A 17,377-nucleotide genomic window follows, 5' to 3' on the forward strand; every position below is an offset into this window, starting at 1 on the left:
CAACGGTTACGGTCGCATCGGTCGCAACATCCTGCGTTCGCTTTACGAAGCCAAGAAGAATGGCCAGGACATCCAGATCGTTGCGATCAACGATCTCGGCGATGCCAACACCAATGCTCACCTGACCCAGTACGACACGGCGCACGGTCGTTTCCCGGGTGACGTGTCGGTTGACGGCGGCGACCTGATCGTCAACGGCGACCGCATCAAGGTCTTCGCCGAGCGCGATCCGTCCAAGCTGCCCTGGGGCGAGCACGGCGTCGACGTGGTGCTGGAATCCACCGGCTTCTTCACCTCCAAGGCGAAGGCCAGCGCGCATATCGCCGGCGGCGCCAAGAAGGTGATCATCTCGGCACCTGGCGACAAGGACGTGGACGGCACCTTCGTCATGGGCGTCAACGACGACAAGCTCACCTCGAAGCTCGAAGTCATCTCCAACGCSTCGTGCACCACCAACTGCCTGGCTCCGCTGGCCAAGGTGCTCCACGAGAAGATCGGCATCGTGCATGGCCTGATGACCACCATCCATGCCTACACGAACGACCAGGTGCTGACCGACGTCTACCACTCGGATCTTCGCCGCGCCCGTAGCGCCACGCACAGCCAGATCCCGACCAAGACCGGCGCCGCCGCCGCGGTCGGTCTGGTGCTGCCGGAACTCAACGGCAAGCTCGACGGTTTCGCCATGCGCGTGCCGACGATCAACGTGTCCGTCGTCGACCTCGTCTTCACCGCCGCCCGCGCGACGACGAAGGAAGAGATCGATGCCGTCATCAACGAAGCCGCCAATGGTTCGATGAAGGGCATCCTCGCGGTCAACACGCAGCCGCTGGTGTCGATCGACTTCAACCACAACCCGCACTCGTCGATCTACGACTCGACGCAGACGCGAGTGATGGAAGGCACGCTGGTCAAGGTCCTCTCGTGGTACGACAACGAGTGGGGCTTCTCGAACCGCATGCTCGACATGACCAAGGCGCTGATGAACGCCAAGTAATGTGGAAGCCGCTTCAGCGGCGATGGGCGCCACCGGCGCTCTCCCCATGAAACAAGGCCCGCACGGCAACGTGCGGGCCTTTTCGTTTACGCCGACCGCTTCCTGTAGGAGCCGATTCATCGGCGAAGGGTGCTCGCGGCAACCTTGCCCGCTGCCGCGGGATCGCCGATGAATCGGCTCCTACCGAGAATGAAACATCGCCGGATCTTCAACGACTATCTGCACCAACCCCGATAACGATCGCCTGCGCCAGCTGGTAAAGCCCCGCGACTGGCTTCGTATAAGGACCTTCGGGATTTCCTGGCGCGACACGAAATACATAGCTGCCGACGCCAATCCAGCCAACGTTCGTCACATACGTATGACTGGCAAGCTCGCACTGGACCTGATGCGCTTCAATTTCGTTCTGGCCGCTCACCCAGAGGCAGCCGTGTCGGCTCACCTCCTGCGTGGAAGATTGTTCCCATCGCCAGTGAATGGTGACAGAGCCGAGAGCATCGGCTGGCACATCGACGACGTTGGGGGAAGCTGTCACGCTGCCTACCGGAGGTGAGCAGTTGTAATAGCAGCGGGCTTTATGACGCGCCTGTGTCGCGCTGTCGCCGTGATCAGACAAGGCGCGGGCAAGTTCCACTTGCCGCTCAGGATGTGACTGCGAAATCCGTGAACTACCCTCCACAACCGTCGTCGTACTCGCGACAGCCTCGATAATCTCAAGCTCTGCTTCATTGTCAGCTGACCGGGCGGATCCACCAAACGCAATCACCACCGCAACTACTGAAGCTCCGGCAATCAACCATAGCGATTTCATACATTGACCCTGCTGACTATCCAGCACACGCTAGTCGGTCGAACTGACTGCGAATGCAGGCATTTTCTGGCACTCGCGTAGGCATTCGCCACTATCTCGAGGATGCTGCGAAGAAAGGCCCACTCAATCCACGCAGGCCTTTCCTACTTTCAGAGATGAACCCTTTTATTGGGCGACGCCAAACACCGTGGTTTGCGCAAGCGACTGGAGGGCGGCGATCGGCTTCGTGTAAGGCCCACGGGGACTGCCGGGAGCAACACGGAAGGTGTACGCACCGACGTTGATCCAAGGCACAACGATGGTATAGGTGTTTCGCGGATGCTCACACTGGACGATATGCGCGTCGTTCTCGCCGGCCCCACTTACCCACAGGCAGCTGTACTGGGTGACTGGTTTTTGGCGCGACTGATTCCAAGTCCAGCGGATCTGCACCGTACCAAGACCGCCAGCAGGAACCCCAACTTGGACGGGAGCGGAAATACCGCCGACAGGAGGTGGGCAATTGTACAAGCATTGGTTGACCCTACCCCCCGCCGCGTTGGCTGCAACCAACGGCGCGAATGAGAACATGAGCGTCGAGAATACTGAGTGTGTAAATTTCATCCGATGGTCCTTGTGTATAAACGGGCTCTCCACAAGCGCACCTGTCGCATTGCGCGAGTGAGAAAACACAAGGTAGTCAAATCAAAAATCCACCAATGCAAGCCGCAGCTGTTGTATCGGTAGGCAACAATCGCTCGAAAAGTCGGCGGAGACTTCACGAAGCAGGCCCTTCCCGATAAAGAACGCGAGAGGCGAAAGATCATCAATGAACGCTGCGGCAATCAAACCCGGGACCACGACACCGCTGAAATAGCCAGCTGCGAAAGTCTCATGTGATCACTAACGCGACCAACTCATTGCGACCCCGGCGATTCAAGACATTTGTAAAAGTTCAGTGACACCCTGGAGCAGCCCCACACCGTATGGGGTTCTTCTCCGCTCAGGGGGAGTCGAACGATAGGATCCCTGCTCACCCTCGCCTGCGAGGCCGTCGCCACTTCCTCCGCCTTTGCGGGGAATGCACCGACGCCCAAATGCCGTTGACGAACTCGTCGGCAAGGGTCCGCTCTCTTCCTACACCTGCGACGCCAAACGCGAAAACCTCGCAGGGAACTCATATGTTCGGCCTAGCCGGGAACAGCAAGCGCCAAGAGGTTGCTGAGTCGCTGGGGTCCACGTCACACCGCACACGTCTTCCGGCAACTATGAGCAGCAGCCGGCACCGGATCAATCGCTCGAGCAAATAGCCTCGGTGAGCTACGCTGAGGTATTCATCGGCGATCCCGCAGCAGCTGGCAACGTTATCGCGAGCACCCATCGCCGATGAATCGGCTCCTACACAGAGCAGTTATGCCTTGGCGATGACTTGTTCGATCGCGCCGAAGATCGACGCGCCTGAGGCATCGGTGACGTCGATCTTCACCGTGTCGCCGAAGGACAGGAACGGGGTGCTTGGCTTGCCGTCGCGCAAGGTTTCCACCGTGCGCTGCTCGGCGAGGCATGAAGCGCCCTTGCCCGTGTCCTGGTTGGCGATGGTGCCCGAGCCGACAAGCGTGCCTGCGGTCAGCGGGCGCGTCTTCGCGACGTGGGCCACCAGCTGCGAGAAATCGAACTGCATGTCGACGCCGCACTCGGCTTCGYCGAACCACGTGCCGTTGATCCAGGTGCGCATCGGCAGGTGGAGCTTGTCGTCGATCCAGGCATCGCCCAGTTCATCCGGCGTGACGAACACCGGCGACAACGCGGAACGGGGCTTGGACTGCACGAAGCCGAAGCCCTTGGCGAGTTCGCCCGGAATGAGGCCACGCAGCGAAACGTCGTTGACCAGTCCGACCAGCTGGATATGAGCGGCAGCCTGCGCCGGCGTCACGCCCATCGGCACGTCGTCGGTGATGATGAGCACCTCGGCCTCGAGGTCGATACCGAACTCTTCGCTGGCGACGACGACCGGATCGCGCGGCCCGAGAAAGCCGGCACTGGTCGCCTGGTACATCAGCGGATCGACGTAGAACGACTCCGGCACCTCGGCGCCACGCGCACGACGTACGCGTTCAACGTGCGGAAGGTAGGCACTCCCGTCGACGAACTCGTACGCGCGCGGAAGCGGCGCGGCAAGCCTGGCCATGTCGAGATCGAACGCGCCCTGCGCGCCCCCCTCGTTGAGGTCTTCCGACAACGCGTTGAGGCGTGGCGCGATCGTGCTCCAATCGTCCAGCGCAGCCTGCAGCGTCGGCGCAATGCCGGTAGCCTTCACGGCGCGCGACAGGTCGCGGCTGACGACGATGAGCGTGCCGTCACGGCCGCCCTCCTTCAATGAAGCGAGTTTCATGCGATTCCTTGTCGATCAGGCCGACGGCGGCGTGAAGTGTTTCTTCAGCCCGCGCCAGCATTCGTAATAATTGCCCTGCAGCGACGGCGACTCGAGCGCCTGTCGCGTCGGACGGATGACCTTGCGCGTTTCGAACATGAAGGCCATGGTGCCAACGATATGGTCGGGACGCGAGACGTCCGCATTCGATGCTTTCTCGAAGCTCGCCGCGTCGGGGCCATGGCCGCTCATGCAGTTGTGCAGGCTCGAACCACCGGGCACGAAGCCGCCTTGCTTTGCGTCGTAGGCGCCGTCGATCAGGCCCATGAATTCGCTGGCGACGTTACGGTGGAAGTACGGCGGCCGAAACGTGTGCTCGGCGACAAGCCAACGCGGCGGGAAGATCGCGAAATCCATATTCGCCGTGCCCGGTGTGTCGCTGGCCGAGGTAAGTACGGTGAAGATCGACGGATCCGGATGATCCACGGCGATGGAGCCGATGGTGTTGAAGCGTCGCAGGTCGTACTTGTACGGTGCGTAGTTGCCATGCCAACCGACCACGTCCAATGGCGAGTGGCCGATGCTGGCCGACCACAATTCACCCTGGAACTTGGCCACCAGTGCGAAGTCGCCTTCGAGATCTTCGTATGCGGCGACCGGCGTGAGGAAGTCGCGCGAATGCGCGAGCCCGTTCGCACCGATCGGCCCCAGATCCGGCAGATGCAGCGGCGCGCCGAAATTCTCGGCGACATAACCACGGGCTTCCCCGTCGGGAAGCTCCACGAGAAAGCGCACACCGCGCGGCACGACGGCGATCTCCAGCGGCTCGACCTCGACCACGCCCAGCTCGGTGCGGATGCGCAGGCGTCCTTGCTGCGGAACGATCAACAACTCGCCGTCCGCGTCGTAGAAGTAGCGCCCCTTCATCGAGCCGTTGGCGCAGTACAGGTGGATACCGACGCCGGCCTGCTCTTCGGCGCCGCCATTGCCACCGAGCGTCACCAGGCCTTCGACGAAGTCGGTCGGCGTCGACGGCATCGGCAACGGATCCCAGCGCATCTGGTTCGGCGTGGCCGGCGCTTCGTGGAAGCGGTTATGGAAGGTCGTGTGCGCTAGTGCCGAAAACGGCGAATGCTGCGCGGCCGGGCGAATGCGGTACAGCCAGCTGCGTCGGTTGCGGTGGCGCGGCGCGGTGAACGCGCTGCCGGAAAGCTGCTCGGCGTAGAGGCCGTGTGCCACCCGCTGGGGAGAATTCTGGCCGGTAGGCAGCACGCCAGCCACGGCTTCCGTGGCGAACTCATTGCCGAAGCCGGTCTGGTAGCCGCGCGTGTCGTCGGTGTGGCTCATCGTGGGGATCCTTGGGATGAACGCATCGCGGCGCGGTCCGTCTCAGGACCGCGCCGCGCTTAGTCTAGCTTTCGCGAAGGCCTCGCGCGCTTAGAGCACGCCGCGGCGCATCTGGTCGCGTTCGATGGATTCGAACAGCGCCTTGAAGTTGCCGTTACCGAAGCCTTCGTTGCCCTTGCGCTGGATGATCTCGAAGAAGATCGGACCGATGGTGTTCTGCGTGAAGATCTGTAGCAACAGCTTCTTCTTGGTCTCGTCGTCGGCGTCGATCAGCAGCTTGTTCTTCTGCAGACGGGGAATGTCCTCGCCATGGTCCGGCACGCGGATGTCGATCACTTCGTAGTACGTGTCCGGCGTTTCGAGGAAGGCCACGTCCAGCGCGCGCATGGCTTCCACCGACTCGTAGATATTGTCGGTAAACAGCGCGATGTGCTGGATGCCTTCGCCGTTGTACTCACGAATGTACTCGTTGATCTGCGACTTCTCGTCCGCCGATTCGTTGAGCGGAATGCGGACCATGCCGTCCGGCGCGGTCATCGCCTTGGACACCAGGCCGGTCTTCGCGCCCTTGATGTCGAAGTAGCGGATCTCGCGGAAGTTGAACAGACGCTCGTAGTAGTCCGACCACTTCTGCATGTTGCCGAAGTGCAGGTTGTGGGTCAGGTGGTCGATGAAGGTCAGGCCGAAACCCTTCGGGCGACGGTCGACGCCCGAAATAAACTCGAACTCGCTGTCGAACACGTCGCCCTTGGCGCCGTAGGTATCGATCAGGTACAGCGCGCAACCACCGATGCCCTGGATGGTCGGCACGTCCAGTGCGAGGGTGTCGGCCTTGTGCTCGACCTTCTCGGCGCCATTGGACAACGCGGTGGCCTGCACGTCGGTCGCCGGGCGGTTGAATCGGATGGCGAAGCCACAGGCGCTCGGGCCATGCTCGGCGGCGAAGTCGGAAGCGAACGAGTTCGGCTCTTCGTTGACCAGGAAGTTGCACTCGCCCTGGCGATACAGGGTGATCTTCTTCGTCTTGTGCTTCGCCACCGCGGTGAAGCCGAGCTTCGGGAACAGCGTGTGCAGCAGGGCCGGATCCGGCGCGGCGAATTCGACGAACTCGAAGCCATCGACACCCTGCGGGTTTTCGAAGGTGGTGACTTCCATACCGATATTGGGCTGGGCGCTCATGGGCGATACTCCTGGCATTGGGCACGGCTTGCGCCGACTACCCGCACGTTATAGTTTCACTTGTAACCAATTGCAAGGACCAGCACAGCATGACCCTAGAACCCGTTGCCGCCCATGCCCCGCTGGAGCTCGAGCATTTCCTGCCCTATCGCCTGTCCATCCTGTCGAACACGGTGAGCCAGTCGATCGCCACGGAATACCAGGACCGCTTCGAGCTGAGCATGACGGAATGGCGCGTGATGACCATCCTGGCGCGGTTTCCGGAGATCTCGGCACGGGAGGTGGTGGACCGCAGCGCCATGGACAAGGTGGCGGTGAGTCGTGCGGTGGCACGGCTGGTCGACGCGGGCCGGGTGGACCGCGGCATCCACGACGGCGATAAGCGCCGCTCGGTGCTGAAGCTGTCCGAAGCCGGCTGGGCGATTCACGACGAGGTCGCGCCGCTGGCCCGGGCGCACGAGCGGGAGCTGCTGGCCCGCCTCGATGAGGGCGAGCAGGCGCAGCTAAACAGCATTCTGGACAAGCTGCTGGCGTTGTAAGGAATCGGGCCGGCGATCTTTGAATCGGAATCGCGACGCTTGGTAGGAGCCGATTCATCGGCGATCCACGGTTGCGACACCGTTAGGGATCGCCGATGAATCGGCTCCTACCGAGCAAGGGCGATCGCCAGAGCGCGGCTTACTTGACGCCGTGCATCAGCCGGTTGATTAGCGGCGCGATGAGGAAAAGCAGGATGCCCGCGCCCACCAGCAGCTCGAAGCTGAAAGTGAAGCCGCTCAGCGCCGAGCCCACCGTCATGCCGGTTTCGCCGCTGATATGGCCGGCGAGCAGGCCCGAGAGATTGTTGCCAATGGCCGTGGAGAGGAACCAGCCACCCATGGCCAGGCCCACCACGCGCATCGGCGCCAGCTTGGTCACCATCGACAGGCCGATGGGCGACAGGCACAGCTCACCGATGGTCTGCAGTACGTAGCACGCTGCCAGCGGCCAGAACGGGATGAGGCCGTCGCCGCCGACCAGGCTCTTCAGCGCGTACATCAGCACCAGGAAGGCCAGTGCGTTGAAGATCAGGCCGAGACCGAACTTGCGCGGGATTGACGGCTCCTTGCGGTGCCGGGCCGACCACCCCCAGGCCAGCGCCACAAGGGGCGCGAAGACCAGGATCGCCGCCGAATTCACCGACTGGAACCAACCGGTCGGGAATTCCCAGCCGCCGAACATGTGACGGTCGACGATGTTCTGGGCGAGGAAGTTGAAGGAACTACCGGCCTGTTCGAAGAACATCCAGAACAGCACGTTGAAGGCGAACAGCAACAGCATCGCGATCACGCGATGGATCTGGATGCGGTCGTGACGCACGGCTTCGACCACCAGCATCACGGCCACGCCGATGAACAGCACGCCGAGCAGCCAGGCGATGAAGATCGCGCCGGCCTTCGCCATCAGCAGGTACACCAGCGGAATGGCGATGAGAATGCCGATGATGACGCCGATCAGGTTCTTGCCCTCGTGGCGCTCCGGCGGCGGCAGGCCGACGCCCTTCAACTGGCGCTTGCCGATCAGGAACCAGACGAAGCAGACCACCATGCCGAAGCCGGTGGCGGCGAACACGGCCTTGTAGTTGTCCTGCAACGGCGTGTCGGTCAGTACCGAAGCGAGCCAGCCGGTCACCAACGGGGCGAGGAAGCCGCCCATGTTGATGCCCATGTAGAAGATGGTGAACCCGCGGTCGCGACGATCGTCGCCCACCGGGTAGATCTGGCCTACCAGGGACGAGATGTTCGGCTTGAACAGGCCGTTGCCGACGATCACCGTGGCCAGGCCGATGAGGAAGATGTCCTGGTTGGGCACCATCACCATGAACAGGCCGGCGCCCATGACCGCCGCGCCGACCAGGATGGATCGCTGGTAACCGAGGATGCGATCGGCCACATAGCCGCCGAAGATGGCCGACGCGTAGACCAGCGCCAGATACGAGCCGTAGGTGCGGCTGGCATAGCCCTGCCCTGCCTGATCGCCGTGGAAGAACTGCGCCACGATGTACAGCGTGAGCGCCCAGCGCATGCCGTAAAACGCAAAGCGTTCCCAGAACTCGGTCATGAACAGCATCCACAGGGGACGCGGGTGACCCAGGGTCTGCGGGTAATCGGGCACGGGCCTGGCGGTGGCTGGGGCGGTCGGTGTCATGCATTTCCCTTGGGCGTGAAGACGCTTCGTGCAGGGTGTTTAACCGTCCGGGCAGCCGCCCGTCAAATATTTACGTTCCCAGGATGGTGCGTACTTCGATCAGTTCGGGGAAGAAACTCTGTTCCAGCGCCTTGCGCAGGAAGGCCACGCCGGACGAACCGCCGGTTCCGGCACGGAAGCCGATGATGCGCTCCACGGTCTTCATGTGGCGGAACCGCCAGAGCTGGAACGACTCTTCGATGTCCACCAGTTCCTCACTGAGATGATACTCAGGCCAATGGTGGGCGGTGTCCTCGTAGATCCGCTTGAACACGGGTAGCAGGGCGGGCTGGCTTCGCCAGGGCTGGGTCAGGTCGCGCTCCAGCAGGTCGACCGGCACGGGGTGGCCGCGGCGCGCGAGGTAACGCAGGAATTCGTCGTAAAGCCCCGGCGCCTCGAAGATCACCTTCAGCCGCTCATGCGCCACGGGATCGTGCTCGAACACGCGAAGCATGTCGGCGTGCTTGTTGCCGAGCAGGAACTCCACCATGCGGTACTGCAGGGACTGGAAACCCGACGAGGGGCCCAACACGTCGCGGAACTGCAGGTATTCGGCCGGTGTGAGCGTCTCCAGGACGCCCCACTGCTCGTAAAGCTGGCGCTGGATGGCCTTGACCCGGGCCAGGATCTTCAGCGTGCCGTCCACGTCGTCCGCGCGCAGGTGCGCCAGGGCGGCGTCCAGCTCGTGGATCATCAGCTTCAGCCACAGCTCCGAGGTCTGGTGCTGGACGATGAAAAGCATCTCGTCGTGGTGGGCGGGCTGGCTGCGGGGTACCTGGGCACTGAGCACCTGATCCAGCCTGAGGTACTCGCCATAGGTAAGGCGGCCGTCGAGATCGGTGCGGATACCGGGTTCGAGGTCGCGCTGGGAATTGGCCATGGACGATTTCACATTCAGGGTGGACCGGCCGCAAACGGCGCCGTGGCGCGGTTTTGGGACCGGCGATGGCCGGTTCTATGCTGCGCCGTGCCTTGCCGGGCCATAATACCCCTGATATCTAGTCCGGCTCGCAACAACCCGAAAGTCGCTCGTGCCCCACTGGATGGGCCCGTCCGCTTCCCCAATCGTGCGTGTCGTTTCTAACCCTTCCCCTGGGAGCGAGTCGTGTCCATCGCCGCCAAGTTCGAAATCGAATATCTGCAATACCTTGACCAGGACGGCAAGGAAACCGGAAAGGAACTCCCCGCATTCGCCAAGGACCTCGACCACATGGTCGAGCTCTACAAGCTGATGGTGTCCACGCGGGTGTTCGACGCCAAGTCGATCGCCCTGCAGCGCACCGGCAAGCTCGGCACCTACGCCTCGTGCCTCGGCCATGAAGCCGCTCACGTGGGCATCGGCAGCGCCATGCGCCGCGAAGACTCGCTGGCCGTGTCGTATCGCGAATACGGCGCCCAGCTGTATCGCGGCGTGAAGCCGCGCGAGGTCTACACCTACTGGGGTGGCGACGAGCGTGGCAACGATTTCGCCGACGCTCCCGCCCACGACTTCGCCTGGTGCGTGCCCATCGGTACGCAGTGCCTGCACGCCGCTGGCTCCGCGCTCGCCTTCAAGATCCGCAAGGAGGCCCGCGTGGCCGTCTGCACGATCGGTGACGGCGGTTCGTCCAAGGGCGACTTCTACGGTGCGATCAACGTGGCCGGCGCGCAGCAGCTGCCGATGGTCGCCGTGATCGTGAACAACCAGTGGGCGATCTCGGTGCCGCGTCGCATCCAGAGCGGCTCGGGCACGCTGGCCCAGAAGGGTATCGCTGCCGGCCTGCCCTGCATCCAGGTGGACGGCAACGACATCATCGCCGTGCGCGCTGCCATGGAGATCGCGCTCGAGCGCGCACGCTCCGGCCAGGGCGCCAGCGTGATCGAAGCGGTGACCTACCGCCTCGGCGACCACACCACCGCCGACGATGCGCGCCGTTACCGCGGCGAGCAGGAAGTGAAGGACGCCTGGGAACGCGATCCCATCCCGCGCCTGCGCAAGTGGCTCGAAGGCAAGGGCAAGTGGGACGAGACGAAGGAAGAGGCCTGGAAGGCCGAGTGCGACGACTGGATGGACAACGAGGTCAACGCATACCTGGAGACGAAGAACCAGCCGGCAACGGCCATGTTCGACTACCTGTATGCCGAACTCCCCGCCGACCTCGAAGCGCAGCGAGAGATCGTCGCTTCCCTCGATCGCACGTCGTAAGGAACTCTTCCCATGGCACAAATCACTCTTATCGAAGCAGTGACCCAGGCGCTCGCCTACGAAATGCGCAACGACGAAAGCGTCGTGGTGCTCGGTGAGGACGTCGGCGTCAACGGTGGCGTGTTCCGCGCTACCCAGGGCCTGCAGGAACAGTTCGGCGAAATGCGCGTCATCGACACGCCGCTGGACGAAGCCACCATTGCCGGGCTGACCATCGGCCTCGCCGTGCAGGGCATGAAGCCCGTCGCGGAAGCCCAGTTCGAAGGCTTCATCTACCCGATGATGGAGCACATCGCCTGCCACGCTGCCCGCATGCGCAACCGCACGCGCGGCCGCATGACCGTGCCGGCCGTGTGGCGCGCCCCGTGGGGCGGCGGCATCCGCGCACCGGAGCATCACTCCGAGGCGAACGAGCATCTGTTCACCAACATCCCGGGCCTGCGCGTGGTCATGCCGTCGTCGCCCGCGCGTGCCTACGGCCTGCTGCTCGCCGCCATCCGCGATCCGGATCCGGTGATCTTCTTCGAGCCCAAGCGCATCTATCGCCAGTACAAGGAAGAAGTGCCCGATGACGGCGAGGCACTGCCGCTCGACGTCTGCTTCGTGCTGCGCGACGGCACCGACGTGACCCTGGTGACCTGGGGCGCGCAGGTGAAGGAATGCCTCGAGGCCGCCGACGAGCTGGCACAGAAGGGCATCAGCGCCGAAGTGATCGACGTGGCCACGCTCACGCCGCTCGACTTCGACACGATCGCCGAATCGGTGACCAAGACCGGCCGCTGCGTCATCGTGCACGAAGCACCGAAGACCGCCGGTTTCGGTGCGGAAATCGCTGCCCGCCTCGCCGAAGAATGCCTGTACAGCCTGCTTGCACCGGTGCAGCGCGTTACCGGTTTCGATACCCACATCCCGCTGTTCCGTCTGGAAATGAAGTACCTGCCCAGCGTCGAACGCATCGTCGAGGCCGCCGAGCGTACGCTCGCGGCATCCTGAGGAACCTATCGCAATGGCCGACATCAAGACCTTTTACCTGCCGGACCTCGGCGAAGGCCTGCCCGACGCGACCGTCGTCGAATGGCACGTCAAGGAAGGCGACACGATCAAGCTCGACGCACCCCTGGTGTCCATGGAAACCGCGAAGGCCGTCGTCGACGTGCCCTCGCCGTACTCCGGCACCGTGAAGAAGCTGCACGGCGCCGTCGGTGACATCATCGAAACCGGCGCCTCGCTGGCCGATTTCGAGATCGACCCGAACGCACGCCAGCGCGCCGAAGCCGAATCCACCGGCCATCACCATGGCCCGAAGAAGAGCGTCGGTAGCCAGGCGCCGGACGACGCGTCCAAGGTCATCGCTTCCGACGACGGCGGCGAGATCGATTCGGACGGCCCCGCGCCGGCCAAGCGCGAAGACGAAGGTACCGTCGTCGGCGCCATGGTCAGCGGCAATGCCGTGCACACCGAGCAGGTCTCCAGCGCCGGTGGCGTGAAGGCCGTCCCGGCCGTGCGTGCCCTCGCCAAGAAGATGAAGATCGACCTCACCCGCGTGCAGCCGACCGGCGCCGGTGGTGTCATCACCATGGGCGACGTGAAGAACGCCGCCGCCAACGGCAGCGCCGCCGTGGGTTCGGCTCCGGCAGCACGCCCGGCCGCCGCGCAGCACCTCGCACCGACGCTTCCCGAGCCGGGTCCGGCGCCTTCGCGTACGCCGGTGTCCCTGGCCGGCAAGGCCGTTCGCACTTCGCCCCCGGGCAAGGAAGCGATGGGTCAGCCGGAGCAGCTCAAGGGCGTTCGCCGCAACATGGCGCGCGTCATGGCCGATGCTCACGCGCAGGTCGTCCCGACCTCCATCGTCGACGACGCCGACCTGCACGCCTGGATCGGCAAGCAGGACATCACCGCCCGCCTCATTCGCGCGGTCGTGGTGGCATGCAAGGCCGTGCCGGCGCTCAACGCCTGGTTCAACGGCAAGGACCTCACGCGCACGCTTCACCCGCACGTGGACATCGGTATTGCCGTGGATACGGACGACGGCCTCTTCGTGCCCGCCCTGCGCAATGCGGACGTGCTCGACGGTGCCGGTATCCGTGCCGCCATCAAGCGCCTGCGCAGCTCGGTCGAAGATCGCAGCATCGCGGCGTCGGAGCTCTCGGGCTACACGATCAGCCTGTCGAATTTCGGCATGTTCGCCGGCCGGTACGCCACCCCGGTGGTCGTCCCGCCGACCGTCGCCATCGTCGGCGCCGGCAAGCTCAGCCACGATGTGGTTGCCGTGATGGGCGGTATCGAAGTGCATCGCCGCATGCCGCTGTCGCTGACGTTCGATCATCGTGCGGCGACGGGTGGTGAGGCGGCTCGGTTCCTTAAGGCGATGATTGACGATTTGGGCTTGCCGAACTAAGGGCATCGCCGCTGAAGCGGCTCCTACAGGGGCCGCGGTGATCGACGATTGCGGTATTCCGAACTAGAGTAGACATCCGCGCCCCTTCTGGGGCGCGGACTACTTCGGGGGAAGGATTCCATGCAGTTCCTACAGATCGAGCACTTCGCGCCACACCTCAACGACACCTTCCACGTCGATGTCGGCGAAGGCGAGTCCGCCTTCGTGCTGGTCGAAGTGAAGCCCCTTCAGGGCGCGGGTCCGACGATGCAGGGCGCGGTCCGCGCGGGCTTCTCGTTGCTGTTCCACAACACCGCGGCCATCGTCTTTCCGCAGCGCATCTACGCGATGAAGCACCGAGGGCTGGGCGAATTCGGCATTTTCCTGGTGGCCATCGCGCGCGACGCGAACGGCTTCATCTACCAGGCTATCTACAACTAGCGCGCATCTGCCGGTGCATGCTGCCGGCCTCACCTTCATCGACGAATCCCAGTCGCGCGTACAGACGCATGGCGGCGGGATTGTTCGTGGCCACGCTAAGTGTCACGGCAGGGGCGAGCGCCCGGGTTGCCTGGAGCAAGGCCGAACCGATGCCTTGCCCGCGTCGTTCTGCAAGGATCGCGATATCCACGACGTGCCAGGCATCGTCCTTGATGTCGAGATAGTAGCGACCGATATCGCGATCGCCGCAGCGCAGTCGCATGAAATGGGCGTTGGGGAAATAGCGCACGAAATGCGTGTGCTGCAAATCGAACTGGCTGTTGGCGAACGCCGCTTTTGTCGCTTCCGGCCAACCGGTGAACGCGAGTTCGTCATCGCGCGTCTGCCGATACAGGGAACGCAGGAAGGGCATGTCGCCGTCGTCACACGCATGCAGCGTGACATCCGCGATCGACAGCGACGCCGCGATGGCGCCGCTGTCCGCACGAGCCTCGGGGAACGCAGGCAGGCTCACTGGAACGCGGGGAAAGTGCCCTGGAGAGCGATGCAGAAGTTCAGCCCCAGGAACGGCTGGCAATTCTCGTGTGGTTGATTGCCACCCGCAGCAGTGACCGCCGTCGGAGCGAAGGTGGTGGTTGGCGTGGCGCCCAGCACGAACGGCGACGTAGTGGCAGGCGCAACCAGTGCGCTGCCCGGCGCGGGAACCGAGGTACGCAAGGTCGTGTCATGCTGCACGTATACCGACATGCTGTGGTTATGCGACGGCATTTCCTGCACCGTGAGCGTGTGGCCAAACTCACCATACGTTTCACCGGCGACCCGTGGTGTCGTCGCCGGCGCACCCGTGCCGATCCCACCGGGTGCACGGGAGGCGAGGTTCGGCAACTGGAAAGTCGTCGTGCCATTGCCTCCGTAGGTCGTACCGATCAGCGCGAACAACGAGGTGTTCTGCTGCAGCGCGAGGGTCTCGCCGTTACAGAACGCCCAGTTCGCCGGTGCGAAGTAGAAGCCGAAGACCTGGATCTCGCCGAGAAAGGGTTGCGTCATGAGAATGTCTTCCAGGCGAAGGTCAGGATTGCGAAGGAAAGATGCCGGCCCAGGCGATGCAGAACGCCACGCTGAGGGTCGGCATCAGATTGTTGTGCGGACCGGAGCCACCCTGCGCGCCGATTGCGGTGGCACCCATTGGATAGGCGGTCAGACCGGTGACGCTGGAGGTGTACATGGTGTCCGGGGCGATGCCGCCGAACACCACCGTGGGACCCGGCGTAGCCGTGGTTCCGGTATCGGTCGTCGCCACGCAGAGGTGGTTGTGCACAGGCAACTGATTCAGCAACAGCGTGACCGTTTCGGTACCCGTCTGCTGACCGAGCACGTAAGGACTCAGACCAGGACCCTGCCCTTGTTCCACCGGAATGCGCCCCCGCAGATCGGGGACGGCGAAGGTCGTCACCCCGTTCCCACCGTAGGTCGTACCGATCAAGGTAAAGAGAACCTCGTAATCGGCGATCGAAAGCAGGCTGCCATCGCAGGCTTGCCAACCCTGGGGGACACGACTGAAACCGAACATGCGGATTTCACCGACATAACACTCAGACATGATGTGGCTCCTTTGTGCTGTGTCAGCCGCGCGAGGGGTAAATGCCCGACAGCGCGATATTGAAACCCAGCACGCTCAGCGGCTGGATGTTGTTGTGCGACGTGTTTCCACCGTTAGGGCCCACCATGGGAGGGGCCAGCGGCGTGGGGTGTGCATTGGCTGTGTAGAACGATTCCGTGCCCGAGCCGCCATAGAGCGCATTGGCTGGAGACCTGACCGCGCCAGCTGCCGTCGTTGCGTTGAGCGGATGCGAGTGCGTCGGCATCTCCGTTTGCAGGAGTGTCACGGACTCGACCCCTGCCAACATGCCCATGGGGTAGACCGGCGGCTGCCAGGCAGCGTCGACCGATGAGACCGCGCCGACCGGTGTGCGGCTTCGCAGGTCGGGCAGGCCGAAGGTCACGGTGCCGTTACCACCGAACTGAACACCTAAAAGTGAGAACAAGGCGGAGTTCTGGTTGATAGGCAACAGCTGGCCGTTGCATTGCGCGAAGCCTCTCGGCGCGAAGTTGAACCCCGCGAGCATGATTTGCCCGAGGTAGTAGTTAGACATGGTGCGTCCCCTGGTTGGTTGGCGCACGCCCCCACGCCGTGGGTCGCACTCTCGTGGATGCGATGAGAGCTAACAAGAGGCATAGCCGGCACTTTTGACGACGCTGCCGTTTCTGCACATTGCTGGATCGCACTGGCCCCGATACTACCCGCGCCGCTTCGCAAGAACGCGCGCGTATGCGCGACAGGACAGCGGCGTCAGGGAACAGGGGACATTATGAAAACGCTTTTCTTCGGAGACCGCACGCCGGTCGCCTCCGGTCGCACGCGTGCACGTCGCGCAAGTTGGCTTGTCTTTTTCTGCCTGCTGATGCTGGGCGGTGTGGCACATGCCGCGAATTGCCCGCCGGTGCACCTCACGGTCCAGTCCGGCGGCGGAAGCGACGCGTTCACCGACCTGCAGAACTGCGCGATCTTCGGTTTGAACCACGACGCCCCTCTTAACGGGCATACGGGTCCGCTGCACGGAACCGACAACGGAAACAACAACGGCACCGGCTTGTTGAGCTACCACAACAACGGCGACGGCGCGACGAGCGACAACTTCGCGGTCTACGATGCCGAAGACAACTCCGTTGTCCCGATCACGGTCACGGTCATCCAGACCAACCCGACGGTCGACACGACGTCCCTGCCCAATGCAACGATCGCCACGGCCTACAGCCAGACACTCGCCGCCAGCAACGGCACGGCTCCCTACACGTGGTCGCTGAGTGGTGGCTCGCTCCCCGCAGGCATCACCGTGTCCTCAGCCGGTGTCGTCAGCGGCATACCGACCGCAGGAGGCACCTTCAGCCCGATCTTTATGGTGACCGACAGCGCCAGTCATACCGGCACGGGAACCCTCTCACTCTCCGTAACCGCGCCGAACATCGTCATTAGTCCCGCAACGCTCCCGAACGGGACCGCCGGTACGGCCTATAGTCAAGCTGCCAGCGCGACCGGCGGCACCGCACCTTATACGTATGTCCGGGATCCAGCCGGCGGGGCGCTCCCCACTGGTCTTACCCTTTCCGGTACTGGCGTACTTTCGGGCACGCCAACGGTCGTGGGCAGCTACACGTTCGCGATCAAGGCAACCGACAGCTCCACCGGTACCGGGCCGTTTAGTCAGTCGACCCCCTATACCGTCACGATCAGCGCCCCAACGATCTCCATCACGCCGACGACCGTGCCGAGTGCGACGGCGGGTACGGCGTATTCGCAGGCCCTTGCCGCGTCCGGCGGTGGTGCGCCCTACACCTTCGCTGTGACATCCGGCGCCCTGCCCCAGGGCGTGTCGCTTGCAGGCAATACGATCGCCGGCACACCC

General features: G+C 63.5%; 17 protein-coding genes. 7 read left to right on the forward strand and 10 right to left on the reverse strand.

The window, feature by feature from the left end; translation table 11 throughout:
- A partial coding sequence (gene gap / locus AC1DT2_RS05010) for a type I glyceraldehyde-3-phosphate dehydrogenase (RefSeq protein ID WP_477294813.1) occupies positions 1-997 on the forward strand: 997 nt, incomplete at its 5' end.
- Positions 998-1,205: 208 nt separating this feature from the next.
- Here gap and AC1DT2_RS05015 read toward each other — a convergent pair.
- The 4 genes from AC1DT2_RS05015 to hppD form a co-directional block, all read right to left on the reverse strand.
- Positions 1,206-1,808, reverse strand: coding sequence for a hypothetical protein (locus AC1DT2_RS05015; protein ID WP_477294815.1), 603 nt, complete (start codon positions 1,806-1,808; stop codon positions 1,206-1,208).
- Positions 1,809-3,198: 1,390 nt separating this feature from the next.
- Complete coding sequence (locus AC1DT2_RS05020) at positions 3,199-4,179, reverse strand: fumarylacetoacetate hydrolase family protein (RefSeq protein ID WP_477294817.1); 981 nt, start codon at positions 4,177-4,179, stop codon at positions 3,199-3,201.
- A 15-nt stretch (positions 4,180-4,194) separates the two neighbouring features.
- Positions 4,195-5,505, reverse strand: coding sequence for a homogentisate 1,2-dioxygenase (hmgA, locus tag AC1DT2_RS05025; protein ID WP_477294819.1), 1,311 nt, complete (start codon positions 5,503-5,505; stop codon positions 4,195-4,197).
- Between the two features lie 90 nt (positions 5,506-5,595).
- Positions 5,596-6,684: a 4-hydroxyphenylpyruvate dioxygenase gene (gene hppD, locus AC1DT2_RS05030; protein ID WP_063570849.1), complete on the reverse strand. Its 1,089-nt coding sequence runs from the start codon at positions 6,682-6,684 to the stop codon at positions 5,596-5,598.
- An 89-nt stretch (positions 6,685-6,773) separates the two neighbouring features.
- Here hppD and AC1DT2_RS05035 point away from each other — a divergent pair, with 89 nt between their 5' ends.
- Positions 6,774-7,223 carry a MarR family winged helix-turn-helix transcriptional regulator gene (locus AC1DT2_RS05035; RefSeq protein ID WP_063570850.1) on the forward strand — a complete coding sequence of 150 codons (450 nt, stop codon included), beginning with the start codon at positions 6,774-6,776 and terminating at the stop codon, positions 7,221-7,223.
- 139 nt (positions 7,224-7,362) lie between these two features.
- Here the strand turns inward: AC1DT2_RS05035 and AC1DT2_RS05040 are convergent, their stop codons facing one another.
- Together AC1DT2_RS05040 and AC1DT2_RS05045 are read right to left on the reverse strand one after the other, a co-directional pair.
- Positions 7,363-8,871, reverse strand: coding sequence for a peptide MFS transporter (locus AC1DT2_RS05040; protein WP_213949610.1), 1,509 nt, complete (start codon positions 8,869-8,871; stop codon positions 7,363-7,365).
- 70 nt (positions 8,872-8,941) lie between these two features.
- Positions 8,942-9,790 (reverse strand): tryptophan 2,3-dioxygenase, encoded by an 849-nt coding sequence (locus AC1DT2_RS05045; protein ID WP_477294822.1) that lies wholly within the window; start codon positions 9,788-9,790, stop codon positions 8,942-8,944.
- A 225-nt stretch (positions 9,791-10,015) separates the two neighbouring features.
- Between AC1DT2_RS05045 and pdhA the strand changes: the two genes are divergently transcribed.
- The 4 genes from pdhA to AC1DT2_RS05065 all read left to right on the forward strand — a co-directional run bounded on the left by pdhA (position 10,016) and on the right by AC1DT2_RS05065 (position 13,913).
- Positions 10,016-11,095, forward strand: a complete 1,080-nt coding sequence (gene pdhA, locus AC1DT2_RS05050; RefSeq protein WP_063573736.1) for a pyruvate dehydrogenase (acetyl-transferring) E1 component subunit alpha — start codon at positions 10,016-10,018, stop codon at positions 11,093-11,095.
- Positions 11,096-11,107: 12 nt separating this feature from the next.
- A complete protein-coding gene (locus AC1DT2_RS05055) occupies positions 11,108-12,088 on the forward strand; it encodes an alpha-ketoacid dehydrogenase subunit beta (protein ID WP_063573737.1) in 981 nt (326 codons plus the stop codon).
- A 13-nt stretch (positions 12,089-12,101) separates the two neighbouring features.
- A complete protein-coding gene (locus AC1DT2_RS05060; protein ID WP_213949608.1) occupies positions 12,102-13,493 on the forward strand; it encodes a dihydrolipoamide acetyltransferase family protein in 1,392 nt (463 codons plus the stop codon).
- 120 nt (positions 13,494-13,613) lie between these two features.
- On the forward strand, positions 13,614-13,913 hold the full coding sequence (locus tag AC1DT2_RS05065) for a DUF6916 family protein (RefSeq protein ID WP_063573343.1): 300 nt from the start codon (positions 13,614-13,616) through the stop codon (positions 13,911-13,913).
- Here AC1DT2_RS05065 and AC1DT2_RS05070 read toward each other — a convergent pair.
- From AC1DT2_RS05070 to AC1DT2_RS05085, 4 genes are read right to left on the reverse strand one after another with little or no spacing between them, the layout of a single operon-like run.
- The gene (locus AC1DT2_RS05070; protein ID WP_477294826.1) at positions 13,900-14,427 is read right to left on the reverse strand and encodes a GNAT family N-acetyltransferase; all 528 of its coding nucleotides are present in this window, start codon (positions 14,425-14,427) and stop codon (positions 13,900-13,902) included. The genes AC1DT2_RS05065 and AC1DT2_RS05070 overlap by 14 nt on opposite strands.
- On the reverse strand, positions 14,424-14,960 hold the full coding sequence (locus AC1DT2_RS05075) for a phage tail protein (protein WP_477294828.1): 537 nt from the start codon (positions 14,958-14,960) through the stop codon (positions 14,424-14,426). Before AC1DT2_RS05075 ends, AC1DT2_RS05070 begins: the two co-directional genes overlap by 4 nt.
- Before the next feature lie 22 nt (positions 14,961-14,982).
- Positions 14,983-15,513: a phage tail protein gene (locus tag AC1DT2_RS05080; RefSeq protein WP_477294830.1), complete on the reverse strand. Its 531-nt coding sequence runs from the start codon at positions 15,511-15,513 to the stop codon at positions 14,983-14,985.
- Positions 15,514-15,535: 22 nt separating this feature from the next.
- Positions 15,536-16,066, reverse strand: a complete 531-nt coding sequence (locus tag AC1DT2_RS05085) for a phage tail protein (protein WP_477294832.1) — start codon at positions 16,064-16,066, stop codon at positions 15,536-15,538.
- Between the two features lie 216 nt (positions 16,067-16,282).
- On the opposite strand from AC1DT2_RS05085, the gene AC1DT2_RS05090 reads away from it, so the two are divergent.
- On the forward strand, positions 16,283-17,377 hold a 1,095-nt coding region (locus tag AC1DT2_RS05090), incomplete at its 3' end, for an Ig domain-containing protein (RefSeq protein ID WP_477294834.1).

The sequence above is a fragment of the Luteibacter sp. P4_E6 genome, from assembly GCF_056401535.1.